At 54.9% G+C, this 20,409-nt stretch carries 16 protein-coding genes, 3 tRNA genes and 4 pseudogenes; 3 read left to right on the top strand and 20 right to left on the bottom strand.

Annotation, left to right across the window (positions count from 1 at the left end; genetic code table 11):
- Nucleotides 1–13: 13 nt before the first annotated feature.
- The 9 genes and pseudogenes from ccmI to ccmA all read right to left on the bottom strand — a co-directional run bounded on the left by ccmI (nucleotide 14) and on the right by ccmA (nucleotide 7,232).
- Nucleotides 14–1,273 (bottom strand): c-type cytochrome biogenesis protein CcmI, encoded by a 1,260-nt coding sequence (ccmI, locus tag HLB35_RS06780; protein ID WP_171701993.1) that lies wholly within the window; start codon nucleotides 1,271–1,273, stop codon nucleotides 14–16.
- On the bottom strand, nucleotides 1,270–1,740 hold the full coding sequence (locus tag HLB35_RS06775; protein WP_171701992.1) for a cytochrome c-type biogenesis protein: 471 nt from the start codon (nucleotides 1,738–1,740) through the stop codon (nucleotides 1,270–1,272). Before HLB35_RS06775 ends, ccmI begins: the two co-directional genes overlap by 4 nt.
- Nucleotides 1,731–2,258 (bottom strand): DsbE family thiol:disulfide interchange protein, encoded by a 528-nt coding sequence (locus tag HLB35_RS06770; protein ID WP_171701991.1) that lies wholly within the window; start codon nucleotides 2,256–2,258, stop codon nucleotides 1,731–1,733. The genes HLB35_RS06775 and HLB35_RS06770 overlap by 10 nt, the downstream gene beginning before the upstream one ends.
- A pseudogene (locus HLB35_RS06765) lies at nucleotides 2,255–4,271 on the bottom strand (heme lyase CcmF/NrfE family subunit). The gene HLB35_RS06770 and the pseudogene HLB35_RS06765 overlap by 4 nt, the downstream one beginning before the upstream one ends.
- A gap of 94 nt (nucleotides 4,272–4,365) precedes the next feature.
- Complete coding sequence (gene ccmE / locus HLB35_RS06760; RefSeq protein ID WP_171701990.1) at nucleotides 4,366–4,875, bottom strand: cytochrome c maturation protein CcmE; 510 nt, start codon at nucleotides 4,873–4,875, stop codon at nucleotides 4,366–4,368.
- Nucleotides 4,872–5,102 carry a heme exporter protein CcmD gene (ccmD, locus tag HLB35_RS06755; protein WP_171701989.1) on the bottom strand — a complete coding sequence of 77 codons (231 nt, stop codon included), beginning with the start codon at nucleotides 5,100–5,102 and terminating at the stop codon, nucleotides 4,872–4,874. The genes ccmE and ccmD overlap by 4 nt, the downstream gene beginning before the upstream one ends.
- A pseudogene (locus HLB35_RS06750) lies at nucleotides 5,103–5,841 on the bottom strand (heme ABC transporter permease). It lies immediately after the preceding gene.
- Between the two features lie 12 nt (nucleotides 5,842–5,853).
- A pseudogene (gene ccmB / locus HLB35_RS06745) lies at nucleotides 5,854–6,557 on the bottom strand (heme exporter protein CcmB).
- A gap of 54 nt (nucleotides 6,558–6,611) precedes the next feature.
- Entirely contained in the window at nucleotides 6,612–7,232 is a 621-nt protein-coding gene (gene ccmA / locus HLB35_RS06740) for a cytochrome c biogenesis heme-transporting ATPase CcmA (RefSeq protein ID WP_171701988.1), read from the bottom strand.
- A gap of 276 nt (nucleotides 7,233–7,508) precedes the next feature.
- Here ccmA and HLB35_RS17040 point away from each other — a divergent pair, with 276 nt between their 5' ends.
- Both HLB35_RS17040 and HLB35_RS06730 read left to right on the top strand, forming a co-directional pair.
- Complete coding sequence (locus HLB35_RS17040; RefSeq protein ID WP_235937017.1) at nucleotides 7,509–7,913, top strand: LexA family protein; 405 nt, start codon at nucleotides 7,509–7,511, stop codon at nucleotides 7,911–7,913.
- An 82-nt stretch (nucleotides 7,914–7,995) separates the two neighbouring features.
- Entirely contained in the window at nucleotides 7,996–8,556 is a 561-nt protein-coding gene (locus HLB35_RS06730) for an IMPACT family protein (protein ID WP_422822425.1), read from the top strand.
- Nucleotides 8,557–8,694: 138 nt separating this feature from the next.
- On the opposite strand, the gene HLB35_RS06725 is transcribed toward HLB35_RS06730, so the two are convergent.
- From HLB35_RS06725 to HLB35_RS06715, 3 genes and pseudogenes are all read right to left on the bottom strand, one after another.
- Nucleotides 8,695–10,017 (bottom strand): sodium ion-translocating decarboxylase subunit beta, encoded by a 1,323-nt coding sequence (locus HLB35_RS06725; RefSeq protein ID WP_171701987.1) that lies wholly within the window; start codon nucleotides 10,015–10,017, stop codon nucleotides 8,695–8,697.
- Between the two features lie 14 nt (nucleotides 10,018–10,031).
- Nucleotides 10,032–11,848, bottom strand: a pseudogene (gene oadA / locus HLB35_RS06720) (sodium-extruding oxaloacetate decarboxylase subunit alpha).
- 165 nt (nucleotides 11,849–12,013) lie between these two features.
- Complete coding sequence (locus HLB35_RS06715; protein ID WP_171701986.1) at nucleotides 12,014–12,271, bottom strand: OadG family protein; 258 nt, start codon at nucleotides 12,269–12,271, stop codon at nucleotides 12,014–12,016.
- A 172-nt stretch (nucleotides 12,272–12,443) separates the two neighbouring features.
- On the opposite strand from HLB35_RS06715, the gene HLB35_RS06710 reads away from it, so the two are divergent.
- Nucleotides 12,444–13,409 carry a tRNA dihydrouridine synthase gene (locus HLB35_RS06710; RefSeq protein ID WP_171702175.1) on the top strand — a complete coding sequence of 322 codons (966 nt, stop codon included), beginning with the start codon at nucleotides 12,444–12,446 and terminating at the stop codon, nucleotides 13,407–13,409.
- A gap of 236 nt (nucleotides 13,410–13,645) precedes the next feature.
- On the opposite strand, the gene HLB35_RS06705 is transcribed toward HLB35_RS06710, so the two are convergent.
- The 8 genes from HLB35_RS06705 to recA all read right to left on the bottom strand — a co-directional run bounded on the left by HLB35_RS06705 (nucleotide 13,646) and on the right by recA (nucleotide 20,345).
- Nucleotides 13,646–13,722, bottom strand: a tRNA-Arg gene (locus HLB35_RS06705).
- A 56-nt stretch (nucleotides 13,723–13,778) separates the two neighbouring features.
- Nucleotides 13,779–13,855, bottom strand: a tRNA-Arg gene (locus tag HLB35_RS06700).
- A gap of 28 nt (nucleotides 13,856–13,883) precedes the next feature.
- Nucleotides 13,884–13,976: transfer RNA gene (locus HLB35_RS06695), tRNA-Ser, on the bottom strand.
- A 251-nt stretch (nucleotides 13,977–14,227) separates the two neighbouring features.
- Nucleotides 14,228–14,416, bottom strand: coding sequence for a carbon storage regulator CsrA (csrA, locus tag HLB35_RS06690; RefSeq protein ID WP_100821120.1), 189 nt, complete (start codon nucleotides 14,414–14,416; stop codon nucleotides 14,228–14,230).
- Between the two features lie 191 nt (nucleotides 14,417–14,607).
- Complete coding sequence (locus HLB35_RS06685) at nucleotides 14,608–15,858, bottom strand: aspartate kinase (RefSeq protein ID WP_171701985.1); 1,251 nt, start codon at nucleotides 15,856–15,858, stop codon at nucleotides 14,608–14,610.
- A 103-nt stretch (nucleotides 15,859–15,961) separates the two neighbouring features.
- The gene (gene alaS, locus HLB35_RS06680) at nucleotides 15,962–18,571 is read right to left on the bottom strand and encodes an alanine--tRNA ligase (protein WP_171701984.1); all 2,610 of its coding nucleotides are present in this window, start codon (nucleotides 18,569–18,571) and stop codon (nucleotides 15,962–15,964) included.
- Nucleotides 18,572–18,764: 193 nt separating this feature from the next.
- Nucleotides 18,765–19,226, bottom strand: coding sequence for a regulatory protein RecX (locus HLB35_RS06675; protein ID WP_171701983.1), 462 nt, complete (start codon nucleotides 19,224–19,226; stop codon nucleotides 18,765–18,767).
- Between the two features lie 3 nt (nucleotides 19,227–19,229).
- On the bottom strand, nucleotides 19,230–20,345 hold the full coding sequence (gene recA / locus HLB35_RS06670; protein WP_171701982.1) for a recombinase RecA: 1,116 nt from the start codon (nucleotides 20,343–20,345) through the stop codon (nucleotides 19,230–19,232).
- Nucleotides 20,346–20,409 lie beyond the last annotated feature (64 nt).

Below are 20,409 nucleotides of genomic sequence, written 5' to 3'. Positions count from 1 at the left end.
TAAAGACAGCGATTTATTCAAAGATGCTATCAATCAGAACGCTGACAGCGTCGCTGTCGTTAACAGGGCCAACCGCAACACTATCAAGGTCGCCAAACAGGTCACCCGGCTGTGGCGTTGCCCGGCCTGAGGGCGAGACCCGCACCATCAGGCGCGCTTCGTCTACCTGATCAAGGCTTGCCTGTGGCGACATGGCGTTGCTGGCATCCAGCACAAAGGTAGCTGGCAGATCAGACACCTGGGCCTGGGCAATGGCTAGCGGTGGCAACTCACCGGCTATATCCCGAGCGGTGACAAATACTGTTGCCTGCGGTGATACTCGCTCCGTCAGCGTTTCATCCAGCGAGACTTCAACGCGAATCCCAGGGCCATCGGATGCCTCCGGCGATTGGTTGATAGAGGCAGCATCTGGGGCAACACCCATGCGTTGCTGAGCAACTCGAATGCCTTCGCGCAAAGAGTCAGCAGTGCCCTGATTCTGAATGTTAGCAATGGCGCGCCGCCAGCGATCAATAGCCGTTTCATAATTGCCTGCATCAAAGGCGTGAATACCCAGCAGGCCGAGTACGGTGGGCTGCCTGGGATCCTGTTCAAGAGTTTCATCCACCAATCCTTGGACTTCGGGTGTCAATTCGCGCCCTTCCATAAAGAAACGCAATTGCGCCAACTGGGCAAGCAAGGGCGCGAGGCGACCTTCAAGGGCAATCAAATGTTCAAGAGCATCGACAGCTTTTTCTGCCTGGCCTGTCTGGCGATAAAGCGGGAAAAGCTCGGACCAGACATTGGGGTTGTCTGGTTGCAACACAGCCTGCTCTTCCATGCGTTCTATATACATGACCAAGGAACCTTCCGGATGATTCTGCACGTCTCGCTGGGTTTGCAGCAACACCAGATCCCCTTCTGCCCCGTGAAACTGGTACCAGACAACGCTGGTGCCCACGACGGCCAGCAGCACCAGAGGCACGACAAAGCGGCCAGAGGTATATGATTTTAAAGGGCGACGCTTCACGGTGGTGGTATCTTCAAGCAGGCTGCGCTCCAACTCAAGACGGTCTTCCGCGAAACGCTCCTCGTCGATATCTCCACGCTCCTTTGCCGCTTCCAGCGATGCCAGACGCCGCTTGTAAATCGCAACATTCTGCTCGGCTGTTGTGTCGTTGGCTTCATAATCACGCTGGGCATCGTGCAGGGCGCGTGCTTGGCGCAACGGGAGTATCAACAGCCAGATAGCCGGTAACAACAAGACAGCAAAGGCGATCCATAGCGACGTCATGAAGATCTCTCACGGTTGATAAGTTCATTCAGGCGAGCCTGTTCTTCAGCACTCAGTGCTGTCGCTGACGCATTGCGCCGGGCACGAACAATCAGCACTACCATTAAGCCGCCGCCAACAATCAAGGCAATAGGTATTCCCCAAAGCAGGTAGGTGCGGTTTTCCAGACGCGGGTTGTAAAGAATGTAATCCCCAAAGCGGGCGACCATATGGTTGGTAATCTCGATATCCGATTGACCATCCTGCAACAGGCGATAAACACGTTCACGCATATCGGCTGAAATGGGCGCATCAGAATCATCAATCGCCTGATTCTCACACAGCGGGCAGCGCATTGATGCCGTCAGATCTTTATAACGCTCCTCCATCACAGGGTCATCAAACTCTCGCAGCTCAATTCCTGCCGCCATGACGCTGACACTCAGCAATACACTCACCAAGGCGGTTATGCATCTCGTTAACGCCATTTTTCCACCTCCGGAAGCAGGGTGTTACGCACATCTTCCGGCGAGATATAGCCGGTATGGTGATAGCGAATAACGCCCTGCGCATCTACCAGAAAGGTTTCCGGAGCGCCGTAGACGCCCAGATCAAACCCCAGATCACCTTCAGGATCAAAGATATTGACTTCAAAGGGGTTACCAAATTCGTCGAGGAATTCACGCCCTTTTTCACGGGTATCGCGATAGTTGATACCCACCATGCGGATACCTCGGTCGGCCAGATCAAGCAGCTGAGGCATTTCCTGTTTGCAGGCAGGGCACCATTCTCCCCATACGTTGACCAGGGTGATCGCACCGGTCAGCAGTGACTCATCCACCTGACGTTCCGGGTCTTCCAGCGTCGATGCTTCAAACGCCGGGAACTCGCGGGTCATCAAAGCAGAATCCCGATAGGACGGATCCTGACCCAGCCCGTAGTAGAAGAATACTGCCAGGCCGATAAACCCTAACAGAGGTAAAAATAACAACACACGACGGTTCATGCGCCCGACTCCCCAGCAGCTTGCGGTTGAGCAGGCACTGCGAATGATTTCTGCGGCTTATCCTGACGCACCTTAACCCGACGGTAGCGTTTATCTGCCACGGCCACTAGGCCGCCCGCAGCCATTAACACCACCCAGCCACAGCCAGCGCACCATGGGTTTGAATTGAATTCGCATGGCCCAGCTGCCATCCCCCAGATCTTCACCCATGGCCACATAAAGGTCACGGAAGAAACCAGGGCGCAGCGCTACCTGGGTCATCGGCATCCCAGTGGCCAGATAGAGGCGTTTTTCAGGCCGCATGATGAAATTGCGTCCGTCACCACGCTGCACATTGATAATCGAGGTATCGGCCAGGAAGTTGGCACCGCGGCGCTCGGTCAGCTCTGTCATGGTGAAGGTGTAGCCACCCAGCTCTACACTGGTACCCGGCGACATGCGTACATTGCGCTCAAGGTTGTAGTTAGACACAACCGCCACGCCGACTATGGTCACCGCGACACCTAGATGCCCAAGTACCATGCCCCAGTAGGGGTATGAAAGCTTTTTAATGCCCGCCATAAAAGAACTGGCATGACGCACCTTGTCGAAAATGTCGCGCAGCATGGGAATCACAATCCAAAGGGCGACGATCATGCCTAGCGCCACCCATACGTTCCATTCGGGGCCGTAGAAGACCGGAATCAGCGCACCGATCACCACAGCGGCAACAGCAGATAACCACAGACGCTTGTAAATCTCTTTACCTGGCATGCGCTTCCAGCGCGACACCGGGCCCATACCCATGAAGATACTCATGATGACCGTCAATGGCACAAACAAAGCGTTAAAGTAAGGAGGCCCCACGCTGATCTTACCCAGGTTCAGAGAATCCAGAATCAGCGGGTAGAGAGTCCCCAGTAAGACGGTGACCGTCATGATCACTAGCAGAATGTTGTTGATCAGCAGCAGCGAATCTCTGGATAACCAGCTGAACCCTACTTGGTGGCTGACGCGCGGCGCGCGCAAGGCAAAGATAAACAGTGAGATCGCCACCGTAATGGCCAGCAGCATTAAAATGAAAAAGCCACGCGAAGGGTCATTGGCAAAGGCGTGAACAGAAGTCAGCACCCCGGAACGCACCAGGAAGGTTCCCATCAGTGACAGCGAGAAGGTGGCAATGGCCAACAACACTGTCCAGCTTTTGAAAGACCCGCGCTTTTCGGTGACCGCCAGGGAGTGAATCAAGGCGGTGCCCGTCAACCAGGGCAACAAAGAGGCGTTTTCGACCGGATCCCAGAACCACCAGCCGCCCCAGCCAAGCTCGTAGTAGGCCCACCAGCTACCCAGGGCAATACCCACGGTAAGAAACGCCCAGGCCACGTTACACCAAGGCCGCGCCCAACGGGTCCAGGCAGAATCCAGGCGCCCTCCTAGCAGAGCGGCAATGGCAAACGCAAACACGACAGAAAAACCGACGTAGCCCATGTAGAGCATCGGCGGGTGAACCACCAGGCCGAAATCCTGAAGCAGCGGATTAAGATCAGCGCCATCCTGGGGAATTCCGGGCAATAGGCGCTCGAAAGGGTTTGAGGTCATCAGAATGAACAGCAGGAAGCCCACGCATACAGCCCCCATAACGCCAATTACACGGGCGACCATGTCACGCGGCAGGTTGCGTGAGAACAGCGCCGCGACAAAACTCCAGCCTGCCAGCATTAAGCTCCACAGCAGCACAGAGCCTTCATGGTTACCCCAGACGGCACTGAACTTGTAGTACCAAGGCAGCAACGAATTGGAATTGTTGGCCACATTGGCCACGCTGAAATCATCCAGCATATAGCTTGTCGTCAAGCACGCATACGCAATGGCAACAAACAGAAACTGTCCCGCCGCCATTGGCAGGCCATAAGCCATCCATAAGGGTTTACGCATCGTCGCCCCTGCCAGCGGGGCAAGGGTCTGTACAGCGGCCATCAGTAGGCCAATGACTAAGGCATAATGGCCAATTTCAGGGATCATTTCAGTGAACATGTTCGCTCCGGTTCAGCACGTGTGACGTCTTGATAACTGAACATCTTGATATCAGGGAAGCGTGCGATGAGTGAAAACATTGCCACGAATCGCATCAGTAATCGCTCGCTTTGGGAACACCCTGGGCGTCAAGGCGCTTGCCGATTTCTGCTGCTTTTGCCTGATAGTCTGCCGGTTCGTACCCTGCTTCTTTCAGGGCTTCAGCCACTTCAGGCGGCATATAGTTTTCATCATGCCGGGCGAGCACTTCATCGGCTCGGAAGCGTCCATCTGCCTGCAACTGCCCCACCACCACAACGCCCTGACCTTCGCGGAACAGATCCGGCAGAATACCGCTGTAATAAACATCCAGATCATCAACGTAATCGGTCACCACAAATTCGACGTTCAGGGTCTCTGCATCACGGGCCACCGTGCCTTCCTTGACCATGCCCCCGGCACGAATGGTGCGCTCCATGGGGGCATTGCCCTGAGCAATCTGCACTGGGCTGAAGAACAGATTAATATTGGCTCTAAGGGCATATAACGTCAGCCCAACCGCAATGGCGGTTAACGATACAAGGCCAAGAATCACAAATAGTTTTTGCTTGCGTTTAGGTGTCATGATGACTCCCCTTGATCAACTGGATAAACCGTCGCCTGTCCACCTTGCTGTTGGCGCGCCTGCTCTCTACGGGCACGGCGCTTGAGACCCTCCACCAGTTGGCGGCGCTCAACACGTGCATGCCATACCAGCCCCAGAATCAACAGCAGCGTGATAATCCAGGAAGACCAGACATAGGGCGCATGACCTCCCATGGCAATAAATGCAGCAAAAGAGTCAAAAGCCATTTACTTTGCCTCCTCAATCAGTTCACGCACCCAACGTTTATTCGACTCGCGGCGCAAAATTTCGTTGCGTGTCCGCATCAGGGTCAGGGCGATAAAAAGCTGTAAAAACCCAGCACCATGATCAGCAGCGGCAGCCACATATCCATGGGCATTGCCGGGCGTGACGTGATCGTGAACGTGGCCGGCTGATGCAGGGTATACCACCAGTCCACCGAGTATTTGATGATCGGAATATTAATCACTCCCACCATGGCCAGCACCGATGCCGCCCGAGAGGCACTGTCACGACTGGTGAACGCGCCCCTGAGCGCAATCACGCCCAGATACAGAAATAATAGGATCAGCATGGATGTCAGACGCGCATCCCACATCCACCAGGTTCCCCAGGTAGGAACGCCCCACACGGCGCCAGAAAACAGCGACACAAAGGTCATCGCAGCACCAAGGGGGCCATGACCGCAGCGGCCATATCAGCCACTTTGATTTTCCAGACCATAAAGACCAGTCCGGCCACTGCCATCGAAACAAATATCGACTGGGCCAGGAAAGCTGCAGGCACATGCACATAGATAATTCGAAAGCTATTGCCCTGCTGATAATCTGCCGGGGCAAATAGCAGACCCCAGACCGTTCCCACCACTATCAGTCCGACGGCAGCCACCCAGAACCAGGGTTGCAGTTTTGCGCTAATCCGATAAAACCACTTGGGTGACCCAAGCTTATGAATAAAAGACCACATGTACGCGTGTCCTCAACCGTTAATACTGATTCGCAATGATGCGGCTATCGCCCAGGGTGCCAGCATTAAGGCAACCGCCAACAGCGCACCCAGGATGGCCAGATGAGCGGTGACAGGATCACCGGCTATCGCCGCTTGAACGGCACCCGCCCCAAAAATAAGTACCGGAATATAAAGCGGCAGCACCAACAGGGACAGCAGTACACCACCGCGCGCCAGGCCAACCGTCAAGGCCGCACCTATCGCGCCAATCAGGCTGAGTATCGCGCTCCCCAGCGCCAGTGAAACAGCCAATATCAGATAACTCCCCCTGGAAGCGCCAACATTATACCCAATACCGGTGCCATAAGCGCCAGCGGAAGCCCGGTTAACAGCCAATGAACCGCCACTTTGGCCAGGGCCAACGCAGGCAATGGCTGTGGGGCCAACAAAAGCTGCTCCAGGCTGCCGTCGTCGTAATCACTACGAAACAGGCTATCCAGTGAAAGAAGCGCCGCCAGTAGCGCCGCCACCCACAAGAGCCCAGGCGCTATGGTCGCCAGCAGGTCCGGATCTGGTGAGATACCAATCGGAAACAGCGTAATCACCAAGGCAAAAAATACCAGCGGGTTGAGCACCTCGCCACGGCGGCGCAGCATCAAGACCAGGTCACGCTTGAGCGTTGCCTTAAGGGCCAATGATAAATTTTCTGAGGGTTCTTTCAGATGCGGTTTCAGACCCGGGGCAAGCTTCGCGGTTTCAGGCTGCGACACCACTTTTCTCCTTCATGATTACCCAAGCTGAATACGGCGCAAGGCGGGCGAGGATGATAACTCATGGTGTGTCGTTACGATAACGCAACCGCCATTATTGGCGTGCGCTACCAACTGCGCTTCAAGTGCCGCAACGCCGTGACGGTCAATGGCGGTAAATGGTTCATCAAGCACCCAGAGAATGCGTGGCGTCAGGGTTAACCTGGCCAATGCAATGCGGCGCTGTTGACCGGCGGAAAGCTGACCGGCTGGCACATCTTCAAATCCGGCTAAGCCGACGTTTTCAAGCGCCTTCCAACTGACAGCCTGATTGTCTTTCTGGCCATCCAGTGCCTGATACCAGGCCAGGTTTTCAAGCGCGCTCAACCCGGTTTTAACCCCTGGGGAATGGCCCAGATATAAAAGATTGGCTAGGAAGTGCTCGCGCACCTGGCGCATCGCTTCGCCGTTCCAAATCAGCTCGCCATGATAATCGGTCAATTGCCCGGAAAGGATCTTTAACAGAGTGGTTTTGCCGCTGCCGTTAGGGCCTTCGATACGGACAACTTCACCGCTACGAATGTCCACATCAAGGCCCTTGAACAGCCAGCGTTCATCTCGCTCGCAGGCTAGCTGACGGGCTTGCAGACACAGGCTCAAGGCGCTCTCCAGACACAATTAGTTGTGTACGAACTTTACACGGAAAGCGTCTATCCCGCCAGTCACCCACTGCGGCGCCAGGTCGCAGCAGCGCTGCCTGTTATCGTCCTGACAGGTTGATCGAAAACCCACTGGCACTGTATAGAAAACCATGTATACTGAAAATACTGTATGAAAAGACATGCCCAGTAAAGCACGCTTCGTTAAAACGTGCCTAGTAACAGGCATCGATTAACTGCCTGCTTATATCCATTGCCCTGATGCTGGAGACTATCAATGAGCGCCACGACTGCCATTTCCATTGATCAAGCACCCTTCCCTTCTCACCGTATAAATCGGCTCTGGGCCAAGCGCAGGGCGCCTGCTCCCAACACTGTCAACAACACCACACGACGCCACACTACCTATGCGGTCAGGGTACGCGGCGACCGTATGCAGGATTGCAACCTGTTTGATGGGGATGTCATTATCATCCGTCGCTGCCAGACGGGAACCGCTGAGGAAACCGCCAGCGCAGAAATCAATCACAAGCCGATCAAGCTGCAACGCCTGATCATTGACCGCCATGGCCTCTACCTGCTTGCGCAAGATGACAGCGTGCCTGCCATTTACCTGCGTAACCAGGATATTCAGGTACTTAACCTTGTTATGGGGGTTGAACACTATCTAACGGAGCATTAATGCGCTATCTCGTTCCCGCGCTGGAAGCCCATAGCTGGCATAGCCATCAAATCGAGATTGAAAAAGCCAGTTTATTGCCTGGGTGGCACACACCCCTTCGCCCGATGCTCTCCACACTCTGGTAGCGGCGGCAAAACACGCCCACCCTAACGCCAGCCATCACTGCAGTGCCTTTATTGCTGGCGCCCCAGGTGAGCAGACGGCCATCGGCTTTTCTGATGACGGCGAACCGGGTGGCACGGCGGGCCGCCCCATGTTTCAGGTGTTGAACGGCAGCGGTATTGGTGAAATAGGTTGCGTGGTAATCCGCTATTTTGGTGGCACCAAGCTGGGAACGGGCGGGCTGGCGCGTGCCTATGCCCAGGCGGTCAGCCAGGCGCTTGACACCCTTCCCACCCGTGAAATCATTGAGCGCGACACCCTGGTCTTGCACCTGAACTTTTCCCAGGAAGCGGATGTCCGCGCCTGGTGTGCTGAAAATGCCCTGCCCGTTTTCAGCGCTGACTATGATGGAGACGGCGTGAGACTGGCCCTCGGCTGGCCACGAGACAAGCCTCTTGACCTCAGCCCCTTGGAGAACCGTCTCAAAAGCACCCTCACTATCGAATCAGACACGAAGGCTTCCCAGCCGGACCCATCATAGCGGGCAAAAAAAACGGCATGTGCCTCTTCGCACATGCCGTTTTTTGAATTTCCCTCAAAGCGACTCGTTGACGCTATCAGGGTTTAATGCCTTTTCCTTCTAGTGCTTTTACCCCAGGTACTTTTATCCTAAGTGCTTTTATCCCAGGTACTTGATCATCACCCCAGCCGCGACCGCAGAACCAATAACACCCGCCACATTGGGCCCCATGGCGTGCATCAGCAGAAAGTTATGGGGATTGGACTCAAGCCCTACCTTATTGGCAACCCGCGCTGCCATCGGAACAGCTGACACGCCTGCAGCACCAATCAAAGGGTTGATCGGCATGCGGCTAACCAGGTTCATTAGCTTAGCCATCAAGACGCCTGCGGATGTGCCGATGGCAAACGCCACCATACCCAGGCCAAGAATACCCAGGGTTTCAACCGACAGGAAGCTTTCCGCCATCAGTTTAGAGCCAACCGATAACCCCAGCACAATCGTCACTATGTTGATCAGCGCATTCTGGGCCGTATCGGCGAGACGCTCTACCACACCGCACTCGCGCATCAAGTTACCAAAACAGAACATCCCCAGCAGTGGCGCCGCATCTGGCAAAAAGAGGGCTACCAGAATCAACAGCATCAGCGGGAAGATGATTTTCTCCAGTTTGGAGACCGGGCGCAGCTGCGTCATGGTGATTTCACGCTCTTTCTGCGTGGTCAGAAGACGCATGATCGGCGGCTGGATCAAGGGGACCAAGGCCATGTACGCATAGGCAGCGACCGCAATCGCCCCCAGCAATTCAGGCGCCAACACGCTGGCCACATAAATGGACGTAGGACCGTCAGCCCCGCCAATAATACCGATGGCAGCCGCCTGATTGAGCGAGAAGTCCATGATACCCATTGAGCTAAGCCCTACAGCACCAAACAGGGTGGCAAAAATACCAAACTGGGCAGCAGCCCCCAGAAACAGGGTCCGTGGATTGGCAAGCAGTGGCCCGAAGTCAGTCATCGCCCCTACGCCCATAAAAATCAGCAGAGGCGCGATACCGGACGCAATAGCCACGCTATAAAAGCTGTAAAGCATGCCATCGCTGTACCCAACGTTGGTAGCCACATCCTTGGCGGCGCGCAGCGCCTCCGCCGATGTATTGCCATGAGCAACACTTTTCAGCGCTTCACGCCAACTTTCCACGTCGCCCAGAGGGTTCAACACCACCCCTAGCGCTGGTGCAAGCTGCTGCAAAACCGCGGGCTTACCGACCTCAATGGCCTGATCCAGGGCCGATATGGCCAGACCCGCCTCAGGAATATTGGCCAGAATACCGCCAAAACCAATGGGCACCAGCAGCAAGGGTTCAAACCTTTTATAGATTGCCAGATAGAGCAGTAAAAGCCCCACTACAATCATCACCGCCTGGCCCAGCTCAAGGTTATAAAGCCCCGAGCCTTCCCACAACGTGATTAGCTTATCCATAGTACGAAGACCTCTTAGAGTTCGATCAGCGCATCGCCAACGGAGACACTATCGCCCTCACTGACTTTCACGGCAGATACGGTTCCGCCACTGGAGGCTCGCACTTCGGTTTCCATCTTCATGGCTTCCAGAATGATGACCACGTCACCCGAGGCCACTGTATCGCCAGGCTTAACGTTCACTTTGAAGATGTTACCAGCCAATGGGGCGTTAATAGCCTCACCACTGGGGGCTGGCGCCGCTGCTGCCGGTGCGGATACGGGCGCCTCACCTTGTTGCTGAACGTCGGCAATTTCACCACCTTCAGCCACCTCTACCACATAGGCCTTACCGTTAAGCTTGACGGTGTAGGTTTCAGCCCCTTGTGCAACCGCAGGCGGCTGGGCCGGCTCAGCCTTGGCAGGCACACCTGATGCGCTGGTTTCCTGCGCCTGCGGCGCGGGCTCAAAGGCATCCGCGTTGTCACGGTTTTTCAGGAACTTGAGGCCAATCTGCGGGAAAAGTGCATAGGTCAACACGTCATCTACCTGACGCTCACCTTCAGCCAGGCGAATACCCTCTGCTTTGGCTTTTTCCTGAAGCTCAGTCGTCAGCTTATCCATTTCCGGCTGCAGGTTATCCGCCGGGCGACAGGTAATCGGCTCGCCGCCTTCCAGCACACGCTTTTGCAGTTCGGCATTAAAGGGCGCTGGCGCGGAACCGTATTCACCTTTTAAAAGCGCCTGTACTTCCTTGGAGATAGACTTATAGCGTTCGCCCATCATCACATTCATCACCGCCTGGGTACCGACAATCTGCGATGTCGGCGTTACCAGAGGAATAAAACCCAGATCTTCGCGCACGCGGGGATTTCGCTCAGCACATCATCCAGCTTGTCGCCGGCCCCCTGCTCCTTCAACTGGCCTTCCATATTGGTCAACATGCCACCTGGCACCTGAGCCACTAGAATCCGCGAATCAATACCTTTCAGGGAGCCTTCAAAAGCCGCGTACTTTTTACGCACTTCGCGGAAGTAACCAGCGATATCTTCAAGCAGCTCCAGGTCAAGGCCGGTATCACGGTCGGTATCTTTCAGCATGGCCACTACCGACTCGGTCGGGCTGTGGCCATAGGTCATGGACATCGAAGAAATCGCGGTATCAACGTTATCAATGCCCGCTTCCACCGCCTTGAGAATTGTTGAGGTGGAAAGCCCCGTCGTCGCGTGACACTGCATATGAATCGGAATCGACAATTCCTGCTTAAGACGCGTTACCAGGTCAAACGCTGTATACGGCGTCAACAGCCCCGCCATATCCTTGATAGCCAGAGAGTCTGCACCCATATCTGCAATGGTCTTGGCCAGATCCACCCAGCTATCCAGGGTATGTACCGGGCTTACCGTATATGAAATGGTGCCCTGAGCGTGCCCTTCGACATTACGCACAGCCTTGATCGCATGCTCAAGGTTGCGTGGGTCGTTCATCGCATCAAATACGCGGAACACATCGACACCGTTAATCTTGGCGCGCTCGACAAAGCGATCCACAACGTCGTCTGCATAATGGCGATAACCCAGGATATTCTGCCCCCGCAACAGCATTTGCTGTGGCGTGTTGGGCATTGCTTCTTTCAAGGCCCGAATACGCTCCCAGGGGTCTTCGCCCAGATAACGGATACAGGCATCAAAAGTAGCGCCGCCCCAGGATTCCAGCGACCAGAAACCTACCTGATCAAGCTTTTCTGCAATCGGTAGCATGTCATCCAGGCGCATCCGCGTGGCAAAAAGCGACTGGTGGGCGTCGCGCAGCACTACATCAGTAATACCCAAAGGGCGCTTCGTCTCTTTCATGACGTTTTCTCGCATTGACAAGTGAATCGTTAGAAATGGATCGTAAAAAAGGCGCCAAACAAGCCGTTGCTGCATCCGCTCGCCCTGACACAGGAGCGCTTTTTCTGGCGCTACACCTTGTAGGTAATTTACGTAGCTTAGCAAACAAACAGTGCCTGGGTGTTTCTAGAGGCCCTTATGACGACGATAACGGTGAACAGCAGCGCTGATGACCGCCATTACCTCATCATCCTGGCCAACAGGGGCGGAACTGGCCTTTGGCGTATTCTGTGTGGGTGAGTTGACGGCTACAGGCTGGAAGCGCCTGATAACGATCGACATCAGCGTTACAGTAATTACCAGAATGGTAAGAAAAACAAATACAAACCCCATACCCAGCCCCATAAGGACAAGGCCTTCCGTCAATAAGTCACTATCTTGCATCAGAGTCACTCCTCGTCTCAAGCCTCGCAGACCAGCAAAAAGAGGTGAAGCCATGAATGGCGCAATAAAAATGGTACACTAAACTGCCACACTCAGAATTGAATGCAATGGCGCCATAGTGGAAGTCAACGTTGTTAATTTACTACATAAAGGCAAGATAGGCCTAGCGCCAATGGAAGGGGTCATTGATGCTCTGACCCGCGACCTCCTGACCCGTGAAGCTGGCTTTGACTGGACGGTCACCGAGTTTGTCCGCGTTATCGATGCTCGCCTGCCTCCTCGCGTGTTCTATAAGCACTGCCCTGAGCTTCTGCATTCATTAAAGCAGTTGCCAGTAGCAACGCCTAGTGGCGTCCCAGTGCATTTGCAGCTGCTCGGTTCAGACCCGGCCACCCTGGCTGCCAATGCGCGCCGGGCGCTTGAACTGGGTGCGTTAAGCATTGACCTTAACTTCGGCTGCCCTGCCAAGCTTGTCAACCGCCATGATGGTGGTGCGGCGCTACTACGTAACCCTGAACGGGTTTTCAATGCTGTTCACGCGGTTGCCACAGCACTGGATGGCGAAATCCCCGTGACGGCCAAGATACGCCTGGGGTTTTCCAACCGTCTTCAAGCCGTTGCCTGCGCCCAGGCCGTGCAGGCCGGAGGTGCTTCCCAGCTTGTGGTTCATGGCCGCACACGGGATGAAGGCTATCGCCCGCCTGCCCACTGGGAATGGATTGGCCGAATACGCCACCATATCGACATTCCGGTCGTAGCCAACGGCGATATATGGACGCTGGAAGACTACTGGAAAGCCCGCACTCTATCAGGCTGCTGTGATGTCATGCTTGGCCGTGCCGCCCTTGCCGACCCCTGGCTGGCACCACGCATCCGGCATTGGCAAGCCACCGGCCAGCGCCTACCTGAAACCACCTGGCGCATGCGCGCCGAGGTGCTGAAAACCTATGCTCACCTGCAGTGCCAGAAACTGCCTGAACGGGTGGTGACCTCACTGGTTAAGCAATGGCTGGCCCAGATGCGCCAGGGCAACGCTGAGGCAAACGTCGAGTTTCAGCGCCTCAAACGCATCACCCGACTCGATGATCTATTACACAACCTTGTTGTCACTGAAACGCCTGAAACAAGCTATGCATAAAACACTCAAACCTGAAAACCACGCATAAAAAAAGCGCCCTACCGCCAATAGACGGGAGGGCGCTACACGATCGCAGGATCGGTCGCGAGCGACAGCCGATCCAGCTAAAGGAAAACGTTGACCCAGCGATACGCACCAAAATGGCATCGCGAACGGGCAGGAAACACTTCGGCAGTACATTTAACAGGTAAGCTGACCAAAAAAACCCGCTCTCAATTGAGAACGGGTTTGGTATCTGGCGCGCCCGGGAGGATTCGAACCTCCGACCCTCTGATTCGTAGTCAGATACTCTATCCAGCTGAGCTACGGGCGCTTAACAAAATGTGCTGATACTTAACGACTACAACAGTCCAGAATTACTAGCGTAAATGGCGCGCCCGGGAGGATTCGAACCTCCGACCCTCTGATTCGTAGTCAGATACTCTATCCAGCTGAGCTACGGGCGCACATCTGTCTAACCTGAACTGTGCCATGTGGCGGAGAGAGAGGGATTCGAACCCTCGATAGGGCTATAAACCCTATACTCCCTTAGCAGGGGAGCGCCTTCAGCCACTCGGCCACCTCTCCTCAACGGCACGGCGCGAATATTACCGATTTTCCTGCGCCTTGTCCAGACTTATGACAATTTTTTCAGTTTTCATACGAGAGTGGACGCTAACTTCGTCACTGGCAGGGACACTTGTGCCTTAACCCAGGAAGGCACTTGACGTGTATTCCATACGAACCGCCCACTCCTTTTTTAAAACACTGCTGAATAACAGCGTTTCACAACCGCATGTCACAACCACTTCCAACCCTGCGAACAAATCATCATCGATTTATTCATCGCTCACGTCAGCTGAACGTTCACGCTGGATGCGCTGGTATATTTCTTCACGATGGACAGAAACATCCTTCGGTGCATTCACACCGATTCGCACCTGATTACCTTTGACACCCAGTACAGTGACTGTAATGTCATCACCAATCATAAGGGTTTCGCCGACTCGGCGAGTCAAAATGAGCATGGCTGATCTCCTTCTCAGACGTTTTTGTATGCAACGGGATATCCACCAGCGAAATACGAAACCCTCTACGGGCATGACACGTTATTTCACTTTTGGTACAACAAATATAACACATCAAACCCGCAATGAAAGAAAGCTCATTACCTTGCAGCAACGAGCTTCCTGTCAGCTGGCAAATCAGACGGCTCGAATTACTCGGATTCGATATCAGATTTGCTCAAACCAAAGGCGTCGTGAAGCGCCTGAACCGCCAGCTCCATATGCTTTTCGTCGATCACAACAGAGATCTTGATTTCTGACGTTGAGACCATGCGAATGTTGACGTTTTCATCGGCCAACACGCGGAACATCTTGGAAGCAACCCCAGCATGTGAACGCATGCCTACCCCGACCAGTGACACCTTGGCAATATTGTCATCGCCACGCAGCTCACCGCCGCCCAGATCAGGCATTACCGTCTCTTCCAGGATACGCTTGGTCGCCTTGTAGTCGCCCTTGGCAACGGTAAAGGTGAAGTCAGTGTAATCGCCTGCAGGCGCTACGTTCTGGACGATCATATCAACTTCAATATTCGCGTCAGCAATCGGCCCCAGAATGCGTGAGGCAACACCCGGCACATCCGGCGTATTCAAAAGCGTCAGCTTGGCTTCATTCTTGGTAAAAGCGATACCGGAGATCAGCGGTTCTTCCATGGAGTCCTCGTCTTGGTCAGAGTCTGCAACAATAAGCGTACCGGGGCCGTCTTCAAAGCTCGACAGCACCCGTAGTGGAACATTGTATTTACCGGCGAATTCCACCGCCCGGATCTGCAATACCTTGGAACCCAGGCTTGCCAGTTCGAGCATTTCTTCCACCGTGATCTTTTCCAGGCGCTGAGCCTTGGAACACACGCGCGGGTCGGTGGTATAAACGCCGTCAACATCGGTATAGATCTGGCATTCATCGGCATTCAACGCAGCTGCCAACGCCACCCCAGTGGTATCGGAACCACCGCGGCCAAGCGTGGTGATGTTGCCTTCCTCATCGACCCCCTGGAAACCGGCCACCACTACCACCTTGCCATCATCCAGATCTTCGCGTAGATCATCGGTCTCAATGCGCTGGATGCGCGCCTTGGTATAGGCTTTATCGGTATGGATACCCACCTGCGCCCCGGTGTGCGAAGTAGCCGGCACCCCCAGGCTCTGCAAGGCCATGGCGAGCAGAGAAATGGTGACCTGCTCGCCGGTCGAGAGCAGCATATCCATTTCGCGCGGTGAAGGGTCATTGTTAAGTGCCGTTGCCATATCGGTCAGACGGTTAGTCTCACCGCTCATGGCTGATACCACCACCACCACCTGATGCCCTTGGTCACGAAACCCTTTTACCTTTTCCGCCACGGCCTTGATGCGCTCGACAGAGCCCACCGAGGTACCGCCAAACTTCTGAACGTAAAGTGCCATATAGGAGTTTTCCTGTTGCGTTCGGAAATGAAATATGAAGTGTTAAAAAGCTTTTATAGCCATAACTATAAAGGCCGGTAACATGAATGTCACCGGCCTCTTATTAATCCAGCTTATTTGCAAGCCAACTGGAAACACTCTTCAAGGCCTCAGGCAAGGCATCCGGCTGGCTACCACCCGCCTGCGCCATATCAGCACGACCGCCGCCTTTACCCCCTACCTGGGAGGCAACGTGATTGACCAGATCACCCGCCTTGATATTGCCCGTCAGATCCTGGGTTACGCCGACAATCAGGCTGACTTTTGAGGCCTGCCTGTCAGCCACACCGAGTACGATAACGCCTGAACCCAGCTTGTTTTTAAGCTGATCCATCACGTTGCGCAATTCCTTGCCAGCCACGTTTTCCAGCTGGGTCGCTATCAATTTAACGCCCTTGATATCCTGCGCCTGTGCCAGCATATCGCTGCCTGCCGCACTGGCCAGTTTGGCGTTTAGCTGCTCAAGCTGTTTTTCCAGCTGACGGTTGCGCTCAAGCAGGGCGTCAACCCGCGCTTCCACCTGCTCCGGTTTGACCTTGAGACGCTCCCCTACATGCTGAACGCGCGCCTCCTGCTGATAGAAATATTCCAGTGCATTTTCGCCGGTGATCGCTTCGATACGCCGCACACCCGAGGCAATACCGGCTTCTGATACCACATGGCAACAACCAATATCGCCGCTGCGCGCCACATGGGTGCCGCCACACAGTTCAATTGAGAAATCATCGGCGCCAATGGTGAGCACGCGTACGTTATCCGCATATTTGGCTTCAAACAGCGCGGCGGCGCCTTTGGCCTTGGCTTCGTCCAAGGTCATCTGTTCGGTTTTGGTCGGTGCGTTGGCCAATATCTGCTCATTCACCAGCCGCTCGACTTCCTTGAGCTGCTCCGTCGTCATTGGCTCAAAGTGGCTGAAGTCAAAGCGTAGGCGCTCGGCGGTCACCAGCGAGCCTTTCTGCTGAACGTGGTCACCCAGCACCATGCGCAATGCCTTGTGCAACAGGTGAGTGGCCGAGTGATTACGCACCGTCGCAGCCCGCAGCGAAGCATCCACCTGAGGATGAACCCGACTGCCTACATTAAGCGTGCCTTCCAGCATGACGCCGTGATGCAGGTGATGGCCGCTCTGCTTCTGGGTATCCGTCACCTGAAAACGCCCATCGGCAAAGTGCAGATAGCCGGTATCGCCCACCTGACCGCCCGACTCGCCATAGAAAGGTGTGCGCTCAAGCACGACAATCCCTTTTTGCCCTGCTTCAAGAGCCGCCAGCTCGTTACCCTGATGGTCAACAAGCGCCGTCACCTGGGTGTCGTCTTCCAGCTGATCATAGCCACTGAAGGTGGTTTCACCCTCCAGCTCCAGCGTGGCGCTATAATCGGCACCAAACTGGCTGGCGGCACGGGCGCGCTCACGCTGGGCGTTGAGCTCGCGTTGGAAACCATCTTCATCCAGGGTGACATCCCGCTCACGGCAGACATCAGCGGTCAGGTCGTAGGGGAAACCATAGGTGTCATACAGTTTGAATACGGTCGCGCCGGGCAGCACCTTGCCATCAAGCTCATCAAGAGCGGTTTCCAATAGCCCCATGCCATGATCCAGCGTGCGTGCAAACTGCTCCTCTTCCTTGAGCAGAATACGCGCAATCTGCGCCTTGGCCTCGCGCAGCTCTGGGTAGGCATCGCCCATTTCTGCGTCCAGAGCTTCCACCAGAGTATGGAAAAACGGCTCGTTTGCCCCCAGCTTGTGGCCATGACGCACCGCGCGACGAATAATCCGCCGCAACACATAGCCCCGACCTTCGTTAGAAGGCAAGACGCCATCGGTAATCAGAAACGCACAGGAGCGAATGTGATCGGCAATCACGCGCAGCGATGGTGTCGAGATATCCGCATGACCCGTTGCCTGTGCCGCTGCCTTGAGCAGGTTCTGGAAGAGATCAATCTCGTAGTTGGAGTGAACGCCTTGCAATACCGCCGCCACACGCTCGAGCCCCATTCCGGTGTCTATCGACGGCTTGGGAAGCGGGTTCATATTGCCTCCCGCATCGCGGTCGAACTGCATGAATACCAGATTCCAGATCTCGATATAGCGATCGCCGTCTTCTTCCGGGCTTCCCGGTGGGCCACCCCAGACCTCAGGCCCATGATCATAGAAAATCTCTGAGCTTGGCCCGCAAGGGCCGGTATCGCCCATTTGCCAGAAGTTATCTTCATCCAGCTTGGAAAAGCGTTCAGGATCAATGCCTATCTCGTCCTTCCAGATTTTTTCTGCTTCGTCATCACTGATATGGACGGTTACCCAGAGCTTTTCCTTCGGCAGCCCTAATGTCTGGGTCAGAAAGTTCCAGGCAAAGCTGATGGCGTCACGCTTGAAGTAGTCGCCAAAGCTGAAGTTACCGAGCATCTCGAAAAACGTATGATGGCGCGCAGTATAGCCGACGTTATCCAGATCGTTATGCTTACCGCCAGCCCGCACACAGCGCTGCGCCGAGACGGCGCGCACATAGGGGCGCGGGTCACGCCCCAGGAAGACATCCTTGAACGGCACCATGCCAGCGTTAGTAAACAGCAAGGTCGGGTCGTTGTCCGGCACCAGTGAACTGGAGGCTACTGGGGTGTGTCCGTGGTGTTCAAAATAATCAAGAAAGGCCTGTCTGATTGCTGCGCTTTTCATAGGGTATCCGTTAACGAGATGGCGTGATGCCCCAGGGCGCTTTAACCGCTACCCAACGGGGTCGCAAAAACGTCATTATAGCGTAGTTGTCAAATGACTAAAGCAGCAGCGAGTAGGAAGGCATTGAAAAACCCCTTAAACAGGGTTTGCGAAGGAGTTTTCAAAAAGATAAGCGGAAGATATTACAAACGTATCACAGGCAGGATAGCGCATAGCGGATCTGTTCAAAGTCAAAGCCACGCCCCAACAGAAAACGCTCGCGCTTGGCACGCTCCTTGGGCGTTTGACCGGGCGAGTCAAAACGCCTTACCAGCACGTCACGGGCCAGCTCAAACCAGTCAATGGCTTCCTGCTCAACCACATCATCCAACGCTGCACGGATAATCTCGCCATCAACCCCGCGCTGGCGAAGATCATTTTCAATGCGCCGCCAGCCTTGGCCGCGCAGTACGCGTGTGCGTATGAAGCTGGCCGCAAAACGCGCGTCTGACTGCCAGCCTTTTTCGGCCAGCTCGTCCAGGCAAACGTCGATTTCGTCTGCAGGCACCTGCTTGGCCTGCAGACGTGTTGCCAGCTCGGCGCGCGAGTACTCGCGCCGAGCCAACAGAGCGATGGCCATTTCACGCGGTGAAGGCGGTTCTTTGCCCCATGCCATAAATTACAGCAAATCGCCGCTATCGGGCTCAAAAGCCGTGTCATCAGTGGCAGCCGCTGCCTTTGCACCTTTTTTACTGCTGACTTTTTCTTTCTCGGGCTTTTCTTCCTTGTCCTTAGGCTCAGGCGGTGCCAGCAACTGGCCACGGATCTGGCTTTCAATTTCTTCCATGATATCCGGGTGGTCTTCCAGATACTGGGCGGAATTAGCCTTGCCCTGGCCAATTTTCTTGCCTTTGTAGCTGTACCAGGCACCGGCTTTATCGACCAGGTTGCACTGCACGCCCAGATCAATCACCTCACCAGCATGATAAATACCCTTGCCATAGAGAATCTGGAACTCAGCCTGCTTGAACGGCGGCGCCACCTTGTTCTTCACCACTTTGACGCGAGTTTCATTACCGGTCACTTCATCGCCTGACTTGACCGAGCCGGTACGCCGAATATCCAGACGGACGCTGGCATAGAACTTCAGCGCATTACCGCCGGTAGTTGTTTCGGGTGAACCAAACATGACGCCGATTTTCATACGAATCTGGTTAATAAACACCACCAGGCAATTGGCGTTCTTGATGTTGCCGGTAATCTTGCGCAGCGCCTGGGACATCAAACGGGCCTGCAAACCGACGTGGGAATCCCCCATCTCGCCTTCAATTTCAGCCCGTGGTGTCAGAGCCGCTACCGAGTCGATGACAATCACATCGACGCCGCCGGAACGAACCAGCATATCGGTAATTTCCAGCGCCTGTTCACCGGTATCCGGCTGAGACACCAGAAGATCATCAAGATTGACGCCCAGTTTTTCTGCATAGCTAGGGTCTAGAGCGTGCTCGGCATCCACAAAGGCGCATACCTTGCCCTGCTTTTGCGCCTGGGCAATAACCGACAGCGTCAGCGTGGTTTTACCGGATGATTCCGGGCCGAATATTTCGCAGACACGGCCAAACGGCAGACCGCCGATGCCCAGTGCGATATCCAGCCCCAAGGAGCCTGTGGACACGGACGGCATCACCACGCGGGGCGTATCACCCAGACGCATAACAGTGCCTTTACCGAATTGGCGGTCAATCTGGCTGAGCGCTGCGTTAAGCGCCTTGGTGCGGTTTTCGTCCTGAGCCATTTAAAAACTCCTCATAAAGATGCTGTATAACTAGCCAGTAGTATGCCAAAGTTTACACCATAAA

Origin of the sequence: Vreelandella azerica, assembly GCF_013112225.1 — a bacterium.
GTDB classification, from domain to species: Bacteria; Pseudomonadota; Gammaproteobacteria; order Pseudomonadales; family Halomonadaceae; genus Vreelandella; species Vreelandella azerica.
This window is presented reverse-complemented; position numbering and strand designations above follow the sequence as displayed.